At 73.1% G+C, this 17,014-nt stretch carries 17 protein-coding genes; 11 read left to right on the top strand and 6 right to left on the bottom strand.

Annotation, left to right across the window (positions count from 1 at the left end; all coding sequences use genetic code 11):
- Positions 1-14 precede the first annotated feature (14 nt).
- Complete coding sequence (sucD, locus tag ABZ934_RS13625) at positions 15-905, top strand: succinate--CoA ligase subunit alpha (protein ID WP_031145895.1); 891 nt, start codon at positions 15-17, stop codon at positions 903-905.
- 79 nt (positions 906-984) lie between these two features.
- Here sucD and ABZ934_RS13620 read toward each other — a convergent pair whose 3' ends face one another.
- Positions 985-2,445 (bottom strand): helix-turn-helix domain-containing protein, encoded by a 1,461-nt coding sequence (locus ABZ934_RS13620; RefSeq protein ID WP_361312318.1) that lies wholly within the window; start codon positions 2,443-2,445, stop codon positions 985-987.
- A 119-nt stretch (positions 2,446-2,564) separates the two neighbouring features.
- On the opposite strand from ABZ934_RS13620, the gene ABZ934_RS13615 reads away from it, so the two are divergent.
- Positions 2,565-4,190 carry a DUF6350 family protein gene (locus ABZ934_RS13615; protein WP_361312316.1) on the top strand — a complete coding sequence of 542 codons (1,626 nt, stop codon included), beginning with the start codon at positions 2,565-2,567 and terminating at the stop codon, positions 4,188-4,190.
- A 189-nt stretch (positions 4,191-4,379) separates the two neighbouring features.
- Here the strand turns inward: ABZ934_RS13615 and ABZ934_RS13610 are convergent, their stop codons facing one another.
- Entirely contained in the window at positions 4,380-4,913 is a 534-nt protein-coding gene (locus tag ABZ934_RS13610) for a hypothetical protein (RefSeq protein WP_361312314.1), read from the bottom strand.
- A 294-nt stretch (positions 4,914-5,207) separates the two neighbouring features.
- Here ABZ934_RS13610 and purN point away from each other — a divergent pair, with 294 nt between their 5' ends.
- Both purN and purH read left to right on the top strand, forming a co-directional pair.
- Complete coding sequence (gene purN / locus ABZ934_RS13605) at positions 5,208-5,831, top strand: phosphoribosylglycinamide formyltransferase (RefSeq protein ID WP_361312313.1); 624 nt, start codon at positions 5,208-5,210, stop codon at positions 5,829-5,831.
- Positions 5,828-7,435, top strand: coding sequence for a bifunctional phosphoribosylaminoimidazolecarboxamide formyltransferase/IMP cyclohydrolase (gene purH / locus ABZ934_RS13600; protein WP_361312311.1), 1,608 nt, complete (start codon positions 5,828-5,830; stop codon positions 7,433-7,435). The genes purN and purH overlap by 4 nt, the downstream gene beginning before the upstream one ends.
- An 81-nt stretch (positions 7,436-7,516) precedes the next feature.
- Here purH and ABZ934_RS13595 read toward each other — a convergent pair whose 3' ends face one another.
- Positions 7,517-8,251 (bottom strand): RDD family protein, encoded by a 735-nt coding sequence (locus tag ABZ934_RS13595; RefSeq protein ID WP_361312309.1) that lies wholly within the window; start codon positions 8,249-8,251, stop codon positions 7,517-7,519.
- 254 nt (positions 8,252-8,505) lie between these two features.
- On the opposite strand from ABZ934_RS13595, the gene ABZ934_RS13590 reads away from it, so the two are divergent.
- Together ABZ934_RS13590 and ABZ934_RS13585 are read left to right on the top strand one after the other, a co-directional pair.
- Positions 8,506-9,366, top strand: coding sequence for a bifunctional methylenetetrahydrofolate dehydrogenase/methenyltetrahydrofolate cyclohydrolase (locus ABZ934_RS13590; RefSeq protein ID WP_361312307.1), 861 nt, complete (start codon positions 8,506-8,508; stop codon positions 9,364-9,366).
- Positions 9,356-9,799: a DUF3017 domain-containing protein gene (locus ABZ934_RS13585; RefSeq protein WP_361312306.1), complete on the top strand. Its 444-nt coding sequence runs from the start codon at positions 9,356-9,358 to the stop codon at positions 9,797-9,799. Before ABZ934_RS13590 ends, ABZ934_RS13585 begins: the two co-directional genes overlap by 11 nt.
- 34 nt (positions 9,800-9,833) lie before the next feature.
- Here ABZ934_RS13585 and ABZ934_RS13580 read toward each other — a convergent pair whose 3' ends face one another.
- Together ABZ934_RS13580 and ABZ934_RS13575 are read right to left on the bottom strand one after the other, a co-directional pair.
- A complete protein-coding gene (locus ABZ934_RS13580; RefSeq protein ID WP_361312304.1) occupies positions 9,834-10,022 on the bottom strand; it encodes a hypothetical protein in 189 nt (62 codons plus the stop codon).
- Positions 10,023-10,025: 3 nt separating this feature from the next.
- Complete coding sequence (locus tag ABZ934_RS13575) at positions 10,026-10,253, bottom strand: hypothetical protein (protein ID WP_361312303.1); 228 nt, start codon at positions 10,251-10,253, stop codon at positions 10,026-10,028.
- A gap of 230 nt (positions 10,254-10,483) precedes the next feature.
- On the opposite strand from ABZ934_RS13575, the gene ABZ934_RS13570 reads away from it, so the two are divergent.
- The 4 genes from ABZ934_RS13570 to ABZ934_RS13555 all read left to right on the top strand — a co-directional run bounded on the left by ABZ934_RS13570 (position 10,484) and on the right by ABZ934_RS13555 (position 14,705).
- A complete protein-coding gene (locus tag ABZ934_RS13570) occupies positions 10,484-11,473 on the top strand; it encodes a malate dehydrogenase (RefSeq protein ID WP_361312301.1) in 990 nt (329 codons plus the stop codon).
- Between the two features lie 150 nt (positions 11,474-11,623).
- On the top strand, positions 11,624-13,354 hold the full coding sequence (locus ABZ934_RS13565; RefSeq protein ID WP_361312300.1) for a hypothetical protein: 1,731 nt from the start codon (positions 11,624-11,626) through the stop codon (positions 13,352-13,354).
- The gene (locus ABZ934_RS13560) at positions 13,344-13,739 is read left to right on the top strand and encodes a hypothetical protein (RefSeq protein WP_361312298.1); all 396 of its coding nucleotides are present in this window, start codon (positions 13,344-13,346) and stop codon (positions 13,737-13,739) included. Before ABZ934_RS13565 ends, ABZ934_RS13560 begins: the two co-directional genes overlap by 11 nt.
- 3 nt (positions 13,740-13,742) lie before the next feature.
- Positions 13,743-14,705 carry a hypothetical protein gene (locus ABZ934_RS13555; RefSeq protein WP_361312297.1) on the top strand — a complete coding sequence of 321 codons (963 nt, stop codon included), beginning with the start codon at positions 13,743-13,745 and terminating at the stop codon, positions 14,703-14,705.
- A gap of 39 nt (positions 14,706-14,744) precedes the next feature.
- Here the strand turns inward: ABZ934_RS13555 and ABZ934_RS13550 are convergent, their stop codons facing one another.
- Positions 14,745-15,248, bottom strand: a complete 504-nt coding sequence (locus tag ABZ934_RS13550; RefSeq protein WP_361312295.1) for a carboxymuconolactone decarboxylase family protein — start codon at positions 15,246-15,248, stop codon at positions 14,745-14,747.
- 46 nt (positions 15,249-15,294) lie between these two features.
- On the opposite strand from ABZ934_RS13550, the gene ABZ934_RS13545 reads away from it, so the two are divergent.
- Positions 15,295-16,710: a PLP-dependent aminotransferase family protein gene (locus ABZ934_RS13545; RefSeq protein WP_361312294.1), complete on the top strand. Its 1,416-nt coding sequence runs from the start codon at positions 15,295-15,297 to the stop codon at positions 16,708-16,710.
- The last annotated feature ends 304 nt before the right edge of the window (positions 16,711-17,014 follow it).

Below are 17,014 nucleotides of genomic sequence, written 5' to 3'. Positions count from 1 at the left end.
GGTCACAGACTCACATGGCTATCTTCCTCAACAAGGACAGCAAGGTCATCGTCCAGGGCATGACCGGTGCCACGGGCATGAAGCACACCAAGCTGATGCTGGCTGACGGCACCAACATCGTCGGCGGCGTGAACCCGCGCAAGGCCGGCACCACCGTCGACTTCGACGGCACCGAGGTCCCGGTCTTCGGCTCGGTCGCCGAGGCGATGGAGAAGACGGGCGCCAACGTCTCCGTCCTCTTCGTCCCGCCGGCCTTCGCCAAGGCCGCCGTCGTCGAGGCCATCGACGCCGAGATCCCGCTGGCCGTCGTCATCACCGAGGGCATCGCGGTGCACGACTCCGCCGCCTTCTGGGCGTACGCGACCGCCAAGGGCAACAAGACCCGGATCATCGGCCCGAACTGCCCGGGTCTGATCACCCCCGGCCAGTCCAACGCCGGCATCATCCCGGGCGACATCACCAAGCCCGGCCGGATCGGTCTCGTGTCGAAGTCCGGCACGCTGACCTACCAGATGATGTACGAGCTCCGTGACATCGGCTTCTCCTCCGCCGTCGGCATCGGTGGCGACCCGGTCATCGGCACCACGCACATCGACGCCCTCGCGGCGTTCGAGGCGGACCCCGACACCGACCTCATCGTCATGATCGGCGAGATCGGCGGCGACGCCGAGGAGCGTGCGGCGGACTTCATCGCGAAGAACGTCACCAAGCCGGTCGTCGGCTACGTCGCGGGCTTCACCGCCCCCGAGGGCAAGACCATGGGCCACGCCGGCGCCATCGTCTCCGGTTCTTCTGGCACCGCACAGGCCAAGAAGGAGGCCCTTGAGGCCGCGGGCGTGAAGGTCGGCAAGACGCCGACCGAGACGGCCAAGCTGGCGCGCGAGATCCTGAACGCCGCTCAGTAAGCAGTCGCCATACGCGTGTACGGGCGTGGCCCGCACCTCCCGGGGTGCGGGCCACGCCCGTTTTCCGTGCGCCGCCCCGTTACTCGACCTTCGGCGCGAGACGGGCCGGCCCGGCCGCCGGGTCCGAGCGGAGCCGGTCGTGCAGTTCCTTGCTCTGTTCGGTGAACCGCTGCGGTCCGCTGAGCGGGGGCACCCCCGAGACGCTCGAACCCGGTGCGATCGGGGCGATGTATTCGGTCGGCGCCGTGGTCGCCGTGTACGCCGTCGCGACCGCGATCACCGCCGTCAGCCCGAGCGCCGCCCGGCTCAGCGCCCGGGAGCGGCGCTCGCAGGAGGTGCGTACGGCGGCTGCCGGGCGGGGCTCCAGGGAAACGGCAGGCCTGACCGAGCCCATGCGTTCACGCAGCCGGGCCGAGCGCTGCGCGGGCGGCAGGCCGTCCAGCTCGGGGATTCGGGCGGCGAGCGCGGCGTGGGCGTTCAGGAGGCGCAGGCCGGTGGTCGGGGTCGAGGCCTCGATTTCCGCGGCCGTGTCGGGAAGGTCGAGGCCGACGCCGTCGTAGAGCAGGACGGCCCGGCGGTACGCGGTCGGCAGCGCCAACAGCGCGTCCATCGTAATCCGGTCGGCGGGCTCGGCCGGGGGTTTGTCGGGGTGGCGGAAGGCCCGGCGGAACCGGTGCCAGGGGGAGAGGGCGTACTCGTACGAGACCGCGCGCACCCACCCCACCGGGTCCGGGTCGGTGGCGACCTCGGGCCAACGCGCCCACGCCTGGAGGAACGCCTTGTCGACGGCCTCAAGGGCGAGTGAACGGCGACCGGTGAGCAGGTACGCCTGGCGTACGAGTGCCGGGGCGGAGTAGGTGTGCAGGGCGTCGAAGGCCCGAGCGGGCGTCAGGGGGCCCGGGTCGACGGGTGCTTCGGCCTCGGCGGCGGCCGGGGCCTCGGTGGGCGGCGTGTCGACGTCGGCGTTGGGGTCGGTGCCGGCGACGGGTTCGGGGTCGGTCCGGGTCTCGGGCTGTGGCTGTGGCTGTGGCTGCGGCTGCGGTTCGGGCTGTGGCTGTGGTTGGGGCTGCGGCTGTGGTTGGGGCTCGGGTCCGGCTTCCGGGGGCTGCGGGGTGTGGTCGCCGTCGGCCTTGGCCGGGGTCCTGCTCTCGTGTCGCGCGGAGTTGGCCGGCGGCTTCGCGGCCCGCTTCGATGCAGCCTTGGGCCGCTTGCGGGAGCTGATCGGCCGCGCGGGGGAGGGGGAGACCCGTACGGCGGTGGGGCCGGCGGCCTTCGCAGCCTCGGTGGCCTCCGGTTCCGGGGCGTCGGGGGGACGGGACGCCGAGAGACGGGTGAGGAGCCGGACGTAGGCCTTGCGTTTTCGGCCGCGCGGCTGCGTCCGCCCCGACTCCCACGAGCGGACGGTGGCGGGACTGACACCGACGGCTGCGGCCACCTCACCGTGCGTCAGTTCGGCGGATTCGCGCAGCCTTCGGCGTTCCTGGGGGGAAGGGAGGTCGGCCTCCCCCGAGGCGGAGGTCGTTCCGACGCCTTGTGTCATGCCACTCTCCCCGCGACCCGGTAGCTCTGCGCGAAAAAGTACATAAACGTATATTGAGCGACACCACGGACAATCGCCTGTTACCCGCCCATAGCGCGTGTCGTTGGCACCATGGCGGGGTGACCCAAGTGACGGAACGCGGTACCTCGTTGCCGACGGCCCCCCGGGCCGCCGTGCGGCGCCGCTCGCCGGCGGCCGCCGCGTGCGTGTTCGGCGGCGCGGTGGCCGCAGGACTGGGGCTCGGCTTCCTGGCCGTGCTCGTGATCGTGCTGTGGATCAGCTCCCCCTACCCCGACAGCGGGCCGGGTGGCGCGCTGCACCTGGCGGCCGGGCTGTGGCTGCTCGCCCACGGCACCGAACTCGTCCGCTACGAGACCCTGTCGGGGGTGCCGGCGCCCGTCGGGGTGACGCCGCTGCTGCTGGTGGCGCTGCCGGTGCTGTTGCTGCGGCGGGCCGCGCGGCTGGGCAGCGCCCTGGGCGACGGCCAAGTGGACGGCGGGGGCGACGACGAGGTGTTGCCGGCCGGTGTCGTGTTCTCGGCGGTGACCTGCGGGTACCTCGGCGTCGGGGCGTTGGCGACGGTGTACGCGTCGGGTGGCCCCATGCCGGCCGACCCGCTGAGCGCGGCCTGGCACGTGCCGCTGGTGGCCGTACTGGCCGCGGCGGGCGGGGTGTGGGCAGCGCGGGGGAGGCCGCTCGGGGAACTGCCGGGATGGGTGCCGGCGTGGCTGGCGGGGGGCGTACGGAGGGCCATCGCGCGCCCCCGTTACGAGCTGGCGCTGCGTTCCGGCGCGGCCGGGGCGCTGGTGCTGCTGAGCGGTGGCGTGCTGCTGGTCGGGGCGTCGCTGGTGTGGCACGGGGCGGAGGTGCGGGGGTCGTTCCTGGGGCTGACCGGGGTGTGGTCGGGGAGGTTCGCGGTGCTGCTGCTGGCGGTGACGCTGGTTCCGAACGCGATGGTGTGGGGCGCGGCGTACGGCCTGGGGCCGGGCTTCGCGCTGGGCGCGGGGGCGACGGTGACGCCGCTCGGCTCGGTCGGATCGCACGCGGCGCTGCCGAGGTTCCCGCTGTTGGCGGCGCTGCCGGGGGTGGGGGCGGGGACGCCGCTGACCTGGGCGGCGTTGGCCGTGCCGGTGGTGGCGGGGTTGGCGGTGGGGTGGTTCGCGGTGCGGCGGGCGCGGGAGGTCTCGTACGGGGAGACCGCGTGGACGGCGGCTCTGGGCGCGGTGGTGTGCGGGGTGCTGATGGCGGGGCTCGCCGCGGTGGCGGCGGGGCCGCTGGGGTCGCGGGAGCTGGCGCGGTTCGGGCCGGTGTGGTGGCAGGTGGGGGGCGCGGCGGTGGTGTGGGCGGTGGTGCTGGCCGTGCCGGTGGCTGTGGCGGTGCACGGGTGGCGGGTGCGGCCGGTGAGGGGGGCGCGGGGGGTGGACGTGCCGGACGAGTGGCACGACTCGGGCGTACGGGAGTTGCGGTGGGCGGCGTTGCGGGAGGCGGCGGTTCCGATGGTGGCTCCACCGGGGGCTCCACCGGGGGCTCCACCGGGGGCTCCGCCGGCTCTGGCGAGGGTGGGGGAGGGGGCCGCTGACGTGCCGTCGGAGGTGGTGCCGGTGCCGGTGCCGGTGCCGGTGCCGGTGCCGGAGCCGGAGACGGAGTCGGATGTGGTGGCCGTGTCGATGGCGGCGGTTGCGGCGGCCGAGTTGGTGCCGGGGGTGTCCGGGGCACGGGTGCTGTCGCGGAGGCCGACCGTCTGACGGGCGCACGGCGGGTGCGGCGGCGTTGCCGGGGGCCGGCCCCTCGGACCCCGGCGCCTCAAACGCCGGCGGGGCTGGACAGCCCGGCTGCGCCGGGCCTTCCGGGGCTCCGCCCCAGACCCCGCGCCTCAATCGCCGGCGGGGCTGGGTTTGCGCCCGCGCCTCAATCGCCGGCGGGGCTGGGTCTGGTCAGCGGTGGACCTTGAGGACCTGGCCCAGGAAGTTGTCCGGGAGGAGGGTGTTGCATTCGAGTTCGGCCGTCTTGGTCAGGGCGTCGTCGCGGCAGACGTAGAAGTCCTTGTACGCCAACTGCACCGCGTACGAACTCGCCGCCAGCAGGAGGGCCAGGGTCGCCGTCACCAGGCCGCTGACCGCCGCCGTGCGCTGCGGGCGGGCCGCGGGGCCGAGGGATTCGACGCCGCCGCGGAGGGCGCTGACGCCCCAGTACAGCGCGAGCGCGCCCAGCAGCAGCCCCACCGACGGGATCCCGAAGATGCCGAAGAAGAACCCCCACATGCCCGCGAGCAGCGCGTACCGGGCGCGGCGCTGGATCGGGTCCGTCGGGTCCCATCGGGCCGGGCCCTCGGGCGTCGGGCCGGCGCCGCCGGGGCCGCCCGAGCCGTCACCGCCCCGCGGCTGCCACGGCTGGTCGGGCCTGCCCTCGGGGGGCGCCGCGAAGGGGTTGTCGTCGGTCGAGGAGTCGGGCTGACGGCGGTCCGGCATCGAGTGCGTTACTTCCCCTGTGTCGTGGACGGTGCTGTGGTCGTGGCATCGGCGTGGCATCGGAGTGGCTCCGGCGTGGGGCACCTCGCGTCACGCCGTTCGCGGTTCCACGCCGCACGCTACCCCCCGGCCGTCCCTCCGTCCCTCGGGGGCCGTCCCGTGTGCCGGTATCGTTGCAGGCGGTCCACCGCTTCGTATGGTTCCCCGTATATCGGGGACCCGGAGTTTCGTACGACCGTACAAGTGCAGCAAGCGCAACACGTGCAAGTGATGCCCCCCAAGAAAGGGCCTCCCATGGCCGCCTCTCGCCTGGTCGTGCTGGTCTCCGGTTCCGGCACCAACCTCCAGGCCCTGCTCGACGCCATCGACTCCCACCCCGAGGGCCCCGAGGGCTTCGGCGCCCGGGTCGTCGCGGTCGGCGCCGACCGCGACGGCATCGTCGGCCTGGAGCGCGCCGAGAAGGCCGGGATCCCCACCTTCGTGTGCCCGGTCAAGGCGTACGACACCCGCGCCGAGTGGGACGTCGCGCTCACCGAGGCCACCGCCGCCCACGAGCCGGACCTGGTGGTCTCCGCCGGGTTCATGAAGATCGTCGGGCCGGAGTTCCTGGCTCGCTTCGGCGGCCGGTTCATCAACACCCACCCCGCCCTGCTGCCCGCCTTCCCGGGCGCGCACGGCGTCCGCGACGCCCTCGCCTACGGGGCCAAGGTCACCGGCTGCACCGTCCACTTCGTGGACGGCGGCGTGGACACCGGTCCGATCATCGCCCAGGGTGTCGTCGAGATCCGGGACGGGGAAGACGAAGCCGCTCTCCATGAGCGCATCAAGGAAGTCGAGCGCACGCTGCTCGTCGACGTCGTGGGGCGCCTGGCCCGGCACGGCTACCGCATTGAGGGACGAAAGGTAACAATCCAGTGACCGCCGTAGAGACCGCAGACAGCAGCAACGACCCGACCACGACCCAGCGGCCGATCCGTCGTGCGCTCATCAGCGTCTACGACAAGACGGGACTGGAAGAGCTGGCCCGCGGCCTGCACGAGGCGGGCGTCGCGCTCGTCTCCACCGGCTCCACCGCTTCCAAGATCGCCGCGGCCGGGGTGCCCGTCACCAAGGTCGAGGAGCTGACCGGCTTCCCCGAGTGCCTGGACGGTCGGGTCAAGACCCTGCACCCGCGCGTGCACGCCGGCATTCTCGCCGACCTGCGCCTGGACAGCCACCGCGAGCAGCTCCAAGAGCTCGGCGTCGAGCCCTTCGACCTGGTGGTCGTGAACCTGTACCCCTTCCTCGCCACGGTGCGGTCCGGCGCCACTCCCGACGAGTGCGTCGAGCAGATCGACATCGGCGGCCCCTCGATGGTCCGCGCCGCCGCCAAGAACCACCCCTCGGTCGCCGTCGTGACCAGCCCCGAGCGGTACGCCGACGTCCTGTCCGCGGCCCGGGGCGGCGGCTTCGACCTGACCGCCCGCAAGCGGCTCGCGGCCGAGGCGTTCCAGCACACCGCCGCCTACGACGTGGCCGTCGCCTCCTGGTTCACCAACTCCTACGCCCCCGAGCCCGAGGCTGTCCTGCCCGAGTTCCTGGCCGGCGCCTGGGAGCGCAAGTCGACCCTCCGCTACGGCGAGAACCCCCACCAGGCCGCCGCCCTCTACACGGACGGGCAGCCGGGCGGGCTCGCCAACGCCGAGCAGCTGCACGGCAAGGAGATGTCCTTCAACAACTACGTGGACACCGAGGCGGCCCGTCGCGCGGCCTACGACCACGAAGAGCCCTGCGTCGCGATCATCAAGCACGCCAACCCGTGCGGGATCGCCGTGGGCGACGACGTCGCCGCCGCCCACCGCAAGGCGCACGCCTGCGACCCGCTCTCCGCGTTCGGCGGCGTCATCGCCGTCAACCGGCCGGTCACCGTGGAGCTCGCCGAGCAGGTCGCGGAGATCTTCACCGAGGTCATCGCCGCCCCGGGCTTCGAGGACGGCGCGGTCGAGATCCTCGCCAAGAAGAAGAACATCCGCGTCCTGAAGGTGGACGGCACCCCGCACCAGCCGGGTGACCTCAAGCCCATCTCCGGCGGTGTGCTGCTCCAGCAGTCCGACACGTTCGAAGCGGGACGGGGCGCCGAGGGCGACGACCCGCGGAACTGGACCCTGGCGACCGGCGAGGCCCTCTCGGCCGCCGAACTCGCCGAGCTGGCCTTCGCGTGGAAGGCGTGCCGGGCGGTGAAGTCCAACGCGATCCTGCTCGCCAAGGACGGCGCCTCGGTGGGCGTCGGCATGGGCCAGGTCAACCGGGTCGACTCCGCGAAGCTCGCTGTCGAGCGGGCCGGCGCGGAGCGGGCGCGGGGCTCGTACGCCGCCTCCGACGCGTTCTTCCCCTTCCCGGACGGGCTGGAGATCCTCACGGAGGCCGGCATCAAGGCCGTGGTGCAGCCGGGCGGTTCGGTCCGTGACGAGCTGGTCATCGAGGCCGCGAAGAAGGCCGGCGTGACGATGTACTTCACGGGCACCCGCCACTTCTTCCACTGACGGGCCCCGTCAAAGGCCGAAGGCCGCGTCCCCCATCGGGGGCGCGGCCTTCGGGCGTTCGAGCGGTGAACGCGGTGACGGTTACTTCGTCTTGACGACGAGGGTGCCGGCGGCGCGGTCGTGCCAGCCTTGGAGCTTGCCCGAGTTGTCGAAGAACGGGGACAGGTAGACCAGGACGGCGCCGATGTAGCAGAGGAAGGCGCCGACGATCGGGATGATCCAGCGGACGAAGCCGCCGCCCAGGCCCGGGTTCTGGCCGGTGTTCTCCTTGACGACCTTCAGGCCGAGCGCCATCTTGCCCACGGTCGCGCCGACGAAGGCGATCATCAGCCACTCGTAGAGCGCGGTGACCAGGAAGAACAGCAGCATGATGCCCAGGAAGGTCATCAGCATGCTGCCGGTGGCCGCGTTCGCGTCGTTGACGCAGGACGTGTACGTCGTCGACGTCACGTCACAGTCGTTGACGGACTTCGAGGCGCTGAAGACGCCTGCTACGCCGACCAGGCTGAGGATCGTGTACAGGATGCCGATCGCGACGCCGTCGATGAGGCGCGCGCCGAACCGGCGGCCCATCGTGGCGACCTGGACGGTGCCCAGGCCCGCGACGTTGATGTAACCGTTGTTCGCCTGCAGCGTGCCCGGTACCTGGGGCGGCACGGCGCCGTACGGCGGCTGACCCGGCTGCTGCGGGTATCCGTAACCGGCCTGCGGCGGAACGCCCTGCGGGGCCTGCTGCGGGTATCCGTAGCCGGGCTGGCCCTGGGGGGCCGGCGGCTGCTGCTGCCCGTACGGGTTGTTCGGGTCGCCGAAGCTCATCTGGGTCTTTCCTCCGTGAAGTGCGGGGACGCACGGCACGCACGGAGGACTTCGGCTTTCTGCGGTACGCCCCCCGGCACTGCCCGCGGCACTCATTGCGATCGTGTTGCCGAACGTCATCGTGGTGGTCCCGTACCGGCCTTGTCCAGCCGGTTGCGAGGCTGGGGCGTACTCGTTGTGCAAGTGCAATGAAGTAGACCGTCCGGTTCTGCCCGACTGGAACCGGGACCGCTCCATCCGGGAGGATGGACCGCATGACCGCCCAGATTCTCGATGGCAAGGCCACCGCAACCGCGATCAAGTCCGAACTGACCGCCCGCGTGGCGGCGCTGAAGGCCCGGGGCGTCACCCCCGGCCTCGGCACCCTGCTGGTCGGTGACGATCCGGGCAGCCGCTGGTACGTCAACGGCAAGCACAAGGACTGCGCGGAGGTCGGCATCGCCTCCATCCAGCGCGAACTCCCGGCCACCGCCTCCCAGGAGGACATCGAGGCGGTCGTGCGGGAACTCAACGAAAACCCCGAGTGCACGGGTTACATCGTGCAACTCCCCCTCCCCAAGGGCATCGACACCAACCGCGTCCTGGAGCTGATGGATCCGCTCAAGGACGCCGACGGACTCCACCCGATGTCCCTCGGCCGGCTGGTTCTCAACGAGCCCGGTCCGCTGCCCTGCACCCCGTACGGGATCGTGGCGCTCCTGCGGCACCACGGCGTGGAGATCAACGGCGCGCACGTCGTCGTCCTGGGCCGCGGTGTCACCGTCGGGCGCTCCATCGGCCTCCTCCTCACCCGCAAGTCCGAGAACGCCACCGTGACCCTCTGCCACACCGGTACGCGGAACCTCTCCGGGCTGCTGCGGCAGGCGGACATCATCGTCGCGGCCGCCGGGGTGCCGCACCTGGTCAAGCCGGAGGACGTGAAACCGGGCGCGGCCGTGCTCGACGTCGGCGTCAGCCGCGACGAGAGCGGGAAGATCGTCGGCGACGTGCACCCGGGCGTCGCGGAGGTGGCGGGGTGGCTGTCGCCGAACCCCGGCGGTGTGGGCCCGATGACCCGCGCCCAACTGCTCGTCAATGTCGTCGAGGCGGCGGAACGGACCACCAGTGCGGGTTGAGCACAACACCGGCCCGACCGCCGGGGACGAGGGGGCCGCCGAGGCCCCCAAGTCCCGTCGGTTCCCGTCAGTCACCCGGGACACCGCCCGCCCCGAGGGCGGCGGCCGGGCCGCTCCCGGGGACGCGCCGGCGCCCGCCCGGCAGTGGCCGATGCTCAGCGTCCTCGCCGCCACCGCGGCCGGGCTGCTGACGACGGCCGTGGGCTATGCCCGGGTGGGCTGTCTGATCATCGGCGTCGCGCTGATCGCGGCCGCGGTGATGCGGCGCGTACTGCCCTCGGTGGGGATGCTCGCGGTCCGCTCCCGGTTCACGGACCTCCTGACGTACGGGGTGCTGGGCGTGGCCATCACGCTGCTCGCGCTGGTGATGGAGCCCGGTCCCTGGGTGCACATCCCGTTCCTGGAGACGGCGGTCCGCTTCACCGTCCGCTGAGCGCACCGCACGCCGGGCCGACCACCCGCCCGGTTCACCGTCCGCCCGGCGCGGCGGCCAGGGCCGCCAGGACCGCCGCGACCGCCGGCTGCGCCTCGGTGCCCGCCCGTACCAGCGCCTCCAGCGTCCGCCCCGGGCCCGGCAGGTCCACCACGACCGGGCCCGGCGGCGGGGCGCCACACATCGGCTTCGGCAGCATCGAGACCGCCCGGCCGGTGGCCACCAGTCACAACCCGGCCCGCAGGTCCCCGCACTCGTGGGCGAGCCGCGGGCTGAAGCCGGCGTTGCGGCAGGCGTGCAGCAGCATCTCGCGGCAACTGCTCGGGGCGGGCGCGCTGACCCAGTCGGTCTCCCGCAAGAGTCCCTCGACGCCTACGGGGACGCCTTCGCGGGCTTCAACGCCGTGCCGGTCGCCCGCGCGGCGAACGCCTACGTCAAATCCGTCGAAGGTCATCGGACGGGGGAGGTCTTCCGGGTGGAATGGGGGCCCTGACGGCAGGCGGGCCTTCGAACATCCGGGTCCGTGTGCCACGCACCACACGGGCCTGTGGATTAGCCGCCCCCGGGGTCGGATAGCCTGACCGCGGATGTCTCTTCACGTCAAGATTTAGAGGACAGCGAAGCGGCGTCCTCCAGCACATGGGGCAGGGACGCCCCACCGCCAGCTGTCTAACGGAGAAGGCCATGACCCGCACTCCCGTGAATGTCACCGTCACCGGCGCCGCCGGCCAGATCGGCTACGCGCTGCTCTTCCGCATCGCGTCCGGTCACCTGCTCGGCGCGGACGTGCCGGTCAAGCTCCGGCTCCTCGAAATCCCCCAGGGCATGAAGGCCGCTGAGGGCACCGCCATGGAGCTCGACGACTGCGCCTTCCCGCTGCTCCGCGGCATCGACATCTTCGACGACCCGAACAAGGGCTTCGAGGGTGCCAACGTCGCGCTGCTCGTCGGCGCACGCCCCCGCACCAAGGGCATGGAGCGCGGTGACCTGCTCTCCGCCAACGGCGGCATCTTCAAGCCGCAGGGCGCCGCGATCAACGCCCACGCCGCGGACGACATCAAGGTCCTCGTTGTGGGCAACCCGGCCAACACCAACGCGCTCATCGCGCAGGCCGCCGCCCCGGACGTACCGGCCGAGCGGTTCACCGCGATGACCCGTCTGGACCACAACCGCGCGATCTCGCAGCTGGCCGCCCGCACCGGCGCCGCCGTCTCCGACATCAAGCGCCTCACCATCTGGGGCAACCACTCGGCGACCCAGTACCCGGACATCTTCCACGCGGAGATCGCCGGCAAGAACGCCGCCGAGGTCGTCAACGACGAGCAGTGGCTCGCCGAGACCTTCATCCCGACCGTCGCCAAGCGCGGCGCCGCGATCATCGAGGCCCGTGGCGCGTCCTCGGCCGCCTCCGCCGCCAACGCCGCCCTCGACCACGTCCACACCTGGGTCAACGGCACCGCCGCCGGCGACTGGACGTCCATGGGTGTCCCGTCGGACGGCTCCTACGGCGTCCCCGAGGGCATCATCTCCTCGTTCCCCGTCACCACCAAGGACGGCAAGTACGAGATCGTCCAGGGCCTCGACATCAACGAGTTCTCCCGTGCGCGCATCGACGCGTCCGTGGCGGAGCTGGTCGAGGAGCGCGACGCGGTGCGCGAGCTCGGCCTGATCTGAACCGACTGACCGGACGGGTCGGGCCGGTCCCCGCACCGACCCACCCGTTCGAACCAGTACGAACGACGAAGCGCCCCGGCCAAACCAGGTCGGGGCGTTTTGGCGTGATTCGGCCTGTCATGCGATGTAGGAGGAACCTAAGGTCGGTCGGTGACCGAGACACCGATTCCCCACCAGCCGACCGGTCCGGCCGGCCGGGGCGATCCACGCACCGGACGCCCCCCGGTACACCCCTCGCTCAGCGAGGCCGGCCGGTTCCTGTGCGCCGGTACCTACCTCGACGCCGGATTCCGCGACCGGGTCATCGACGAGCTCTACGTCCACGAAGAGCGCATCGTCGCCCCCTCCTACGGCTACGACGCCTCCCGGGTCCTCGCCCACGCCCTGCGCGCCCGCCGCACCGAACTCGGCTGGGCGGCCGGGGTACTCGGCGCCTGGTTCGTCGGCTCCCTCCTCACCGGCGGCGCCCTCATGCTGCTGGTCCTGCCCTTCCTGCTGCTGAGCCTCGCCGACTGGCTGCGCCGCCGGAACACGCCGCTCATGCGGGCGCTGGCCGTGATGGTGCGCGTCTACGTCTTCCTGACGCTCGCCTTCAGCCTGTTCTTCCTCGTCCTCGGCGGATTCGCCCTCATGAGCGCCCTCGGTGACTCCGCCGGACCCGGCACCCTGCTCCTCACCCCCTCCTTCGGGGACACCGCGGCGGCCACCGCCGCCTTCTGGTGGGTGCCCGTCGTCTTCGCGGCCGTCGTCACCGTCGTCGGCCTCCAGCGCGGCCACGTCTACCGGACCATCACCCAGGACCTCAACGAGCGCCGCTACGCCGACCACGCCGGCGACCCGGCCGAAGCGGCCCCCGGAGTGCGCTTCCAGCGCGTCCGCGCCCGCATCCGGGCCGAGCAGCACACGCCGGTGATCATGTACGACGTCAACGACCCGTTCTGCGGCGCCGGCGACCCCTACCGGCCCTGGCAGCTCTCCGTCGAACTGCGACCCCGCGAGGACCTGGGGCCCGACCGCAAGCCGACGCCCGTCACCAACGCCCATCTCGTCTCCCGGATCGTGCCCCTGCTGGAGCGCCTGCGGGTGCCCTCGCCGCACGGCTCCGCCGAGGCCCAGGCCGCCGTCGGCGACCGGATGCGGGAACTGGTCGTCGACGAATGCGTGTTCCTGCCCGCCAACGGGCTGCCGCACCGGGACGCCGCACAGGCCATCCACGCCCAGTACGCGCAGCAGCGGGCCGCCGCCATCGAGGAGGGCGGCGAGCGCCGCCGACACTTCCTGCGCGTACGCGTGGGCGGCTGGGACGAGAACCTCGTCGTCACCGTCTTCGTACGGGTCCACACCCAAGGCGGCATGATGATGCTCGAAGTAGCACCGCACGTGCTGCTCCCCGTGGACGTCGCCTTCCACAACGCGGACGCCGACGCCCAGCGCTACCGCAACAACAACGCTTTCGGAAAGGCTGTCTGGGCCCTGCGGCAGACCCCCGGCTCCATCGCCGCCTCCGTCGCCACCCTGGCCCGCGGCCTGGCGAGTTGGTGGCGGATCGTCACCGGAGGCCACGGCGGCGCGCGCCCCGAGGGGCCGCGCCAGTCGGTCCGCGAACTCGCCTCCGAGGACAACGGATCCCTGTTCCACCTCATGGACTTGGACCGCTTCCTGAAAACCGTTCAGGACCGCGTCGTCGGCGGCATTATCGTCGCCTTGCACGAAGCGGGCTGGCACACCGAGGAGTTCGCGGCTCGCGCCGTCAACGTCGCCGAGGGCGGGGTGTTCATCCATTCGGTGAACGGCAGCGCCTTCAGCGTCGGCGGCAGCAACAACACCAACACCGGTCACCACAACGGCGGCAAGGGCAGGGGGAGCAGCGGTGGCAACTGACGGGAGCAACGCGGGCGCGAGGGACTCGGCGCAGCCGTCTGTCACGCTCGGAGACGTCACCGGCAGCGCGTTCAGCGTCGGCGGCAGCAACAACACCAACACCGTCCGGCACGGGGGAGTGGAGACCGGGACCCCCACCCCGCAGGTGCTGCTCGACGCGGTACTGGAACTGCGCGCCGCCCTCGTACGGGTGCCGCGGGGCGAGGACCGGTCGGCCCTGGACGCCGAACTGGACGGCGCCGCCGAGGAACTGGAGACGGCGGGGGAGATCCGGCCGGGGCTCGCCGCCCGGCTGCGCGCGGCCCTGGAACGCTGGGCCCCGCTGGTGGAGTCGGTCAGCGCGGCGACCGCGCTGGCCGGGCTGCTGACCTCGCTGGGGGGCTGAGCCGTGGCCCCGCAGCCGCAGGGCGCGCCCCGCTGGGACGCGCGGACGCAGCGCTGGGTGTGGGACGCCCCTGCCGATGCACCGGCCCCGGCCGCGCCCCCGCAGGCCGGGCCGTCGCAGGCCCCGCCGGCGTACGACCCGCTCGCACCGACCGCGCCGCAGGCCTACGACCCGGGCCGGCCGCCGGTGCCGCCCGCGTACGAGGGGAACCTGCCGCCGCTGCCGCCGGTGTACGACCCGCACCTGCCGCCACCGCCGCCCGTACCCCCGGGGCCCCCGCGCCCCGGAGGGGCGGGCGGACGGTGGCTGACGCCGACCACGGCGGGCGTCGCGGTGGCCGCCCTCGCGATCGGGGCGGCGGCCGTCTGGTTCGTCGAGCGGAAGCCCTCGGGGCCGCCCGCACGCGCCGGGGCGACCGCGTCCGACGCCTCAGTGGCCGGCGGAGCGTCCGGGTCCCGGCCGCCGCGCACCTCCCCGACGGCCGACAACCCGACCGGGAGCCCCTCCGCGAGCACCGGCTCCCCCGCGGACGGTGCGCACGAGACGGTCCGCGACCCCAAGGGGTTCACCATCGCCGTACCCACCGGCTGGGCCCGTGAGGAGAGCGGGAGCGGCGTCTTCTACCGCTCGCCCGACCGCACGTCGCTGCTCCAGGTCTTTAGGGTCAGCGAAGCGGAACTCAGCCCGCTGCAGGCCGTACAAGGCGCCTCCACCGATCTGCGCGCCCGAACTTCGGGCTACGAGGAGATCCGCGTCGGCCAGGTCCCGGGGTTCGATGACGCGGCGGAACTGGTCTACGAGTACGACAGCGTGGAGTCCCACGGCCGCCGCCGGGGCGTGGAACGGGTCTCCCGCACCCCCGACGGAGGCAAGTGGGCCGTGCTGACCGCCGGCCCGGCCGCCGACTGGGCGGTCACCCGGGCGCACCACACGGCGGCGTTGGAGGCGTTCCGGCCCGGCGGGTGAGGCGCCGGCGGCCCGGTGCTGCCCGGGCCGCCCCGTGACTCAGTTGCCGTACATGCCCGGCGTGTAGTGGCCCGGGACCAGGCGGCAGGTGACACCGAACCGGTTCCAGGCGTTGATCGTCGTGATCGCGGCGATCAGCTGGACCAGTTCGGGCTCCTCGAAGTGCTTCGCGGCGGTCGCGTAGACCTCGTCGGGAACGAAACCGTCCGTCAGGACGGTCACCGCCTCCGTCAGCGCCAGCGCGGCCAGCTCCTTCTCGGTGTAGAAGTGTCGGGACTCGCGCCAGGCGGAGAGCTGCACGAGCCGTTCGACGCTCTCGCCCGCCGCGAGGGCGTCCTTGGTGTGCATGTCCAGGCAGAAGGCGCAGCCGTTGAGCTGCGAGGCACGGGTCTTGACCAGCTCGGTCAGGACCGGGTCGAGGCCCTTCTTGGAGGCGATCTCCAGGGCGACCATGGCCTTGTAGACCTCGGGCGCGTGCTTGTACCAGTTCAGGCGGGCGGGCTCTTCGGGGGCGTGTTCCGTGGCGTTGGTCGTCGTCGTCATGCCCCCACCGTACGAAGGGGGCAGCCCGCCGATATGGTCCACATCCATGACGGAATCCTGGGCCACTTTCGGTGCCGACCTGCACCTCGACCTCGCCGCCGGACGGGGCCTGCGCGCCGGGCTGACGGAGGCCCTGCGCGAGGCCGCGCGCAGCGGGCGGCTCGCGCCCGGAACCCGGCTGCCGTCCTCGCGGTCGCTCGCGGCGGACCTGGCCATCGCCCGGAACACGGTCGCGGAGGCGTACGCCGAACTCGTCGCGGAGGGCTGGCTGACGGCCCGCCAGGGCTCGGGCACCCGCGTCGCGGAACGGGCCAGACCACGCCGCGCGGCCCCGGCGCCCGCCGCCGCCCGGGTACGTCCCCCCGCGCGCCGGGGGCCCGCGTACAGCCTCATCTCCGGCTCGCCGGACCTGGGCAGCTTCCCCCGCGCGGCCTGGGCGGCGGCGACCCGACGGGCACTGACGGCCGCCCCGAACGACGCGCTCGGGTACGCGGTCGACGCGCGCGGCCGAGTGGAGCTGCGGGAGGCACTGGCCGGGTATCTGGCGCGGGCGCGCGGCGTGTACGCGGAGCCCGAACGGATCGTGCTGTGCGCCGGGTTCGCGCACGGGCTGATGCTGATGGCGAAGGTGCTGCGGGCGCGGCGGGTACGGGACGTGGCGGTCGAGGGCTACGGCCTCGACATCCACCGGGACCTGCTCACGGAAGCCGGGCTGCGTACGCACCCGTTGCGGCTGGACGGGGCCGGGGCGCGGACCGACGAACTGCCCGGTACGGGGGCGGGCGCGGTGCTGCTCACCCCGGCCCACCAGTTCCCGACGGGCGGCGCGCTGACACCGCGGCGGCGGGCGGCGGCGGTCGACTGGGCGCGGACCACCGGCGGCCTGATCCTGGAGGACGACTACGACGGCGAGTTCCGCTACGACCGCCAGCCCGTCGGCGCGCTCCAGGGGCTGGACCCGGACCGGGTGGTGTACCTGGGCACGGCGAGCAAGTCCCTGGCGCCGGGGCTGCGGATGGGCTGGATGGTGGTGCCGGACGCGCTGCTGGAGGAGGTGCTCGCGGCGAAGGGCCACACCGACTGGACTTCCGGCGCGGTGGAGCAGCTGACGCTGGCGGAGTTCATCCGGTCGGGGGCGTACGACCGGCACGTGCGGGGGATGCGGATGCGGTACCGCAGGCGGCGGGACGCGGTGGTCGAGGCGGTGTCCGAACGGGCGTCGGTGACGGGGGTGGCGGGCATCGCGGCGGGGCTGCACGTGGTGCTGGACCTCGCGCCGGGCATGGAGCGGCCGGTGCTCCAGGCGGCGGCGGGCCAGGGCCTGGCCCTGGAGGGACTCTCCGCCTTCCGCCACCCCACGACCGACCTGCCGGCCCGTGAGGCGGTGGTGGTGGGCTACGGCACCCCACCGGACAGCGCGTGGTCGCTGACGCTGTCGGCGCTGTTGTCGTCCCTCCCCTAACCGGTGCCCTGGCCGGGTCGTCGTGCGGGCCTCCGCGGGGGGTGCCCGGTGCGCCGGGCGGGGTCGGTTGCGCCTCACAAGCTCCCCCAGCTACCGCTGGGAGGTGCCCCCACGGGACTGGGGATGGCTGCGCCCGGCCCCGGCCCCCACCCCAGCCCCGCCGGCGTTTGAGGCGAACACCGACCCCGCCCTGCGCCACGGGCAGCTCCCGCGGAGGACCGCACGACGACCCGGCCAGGGCACCGGCCCCGCCGGCGTTTGAGGCGAACACCGACCCCGCCCGGCGGACCGGGCGCCCCCGCGG

The sequence above is a fragment of the Streptomyces sp. NPDC046557 genome, from assembly GCF_040645975.1.
Classification (GTDB): Bacteria; Actinomycetota; Actinomycetes; order Streptomycetales; family Streptomycetaceae; genus Streptomyces.
This window is presented reverse-complemented; position numbering and strand designations above follow the sequence as displayed.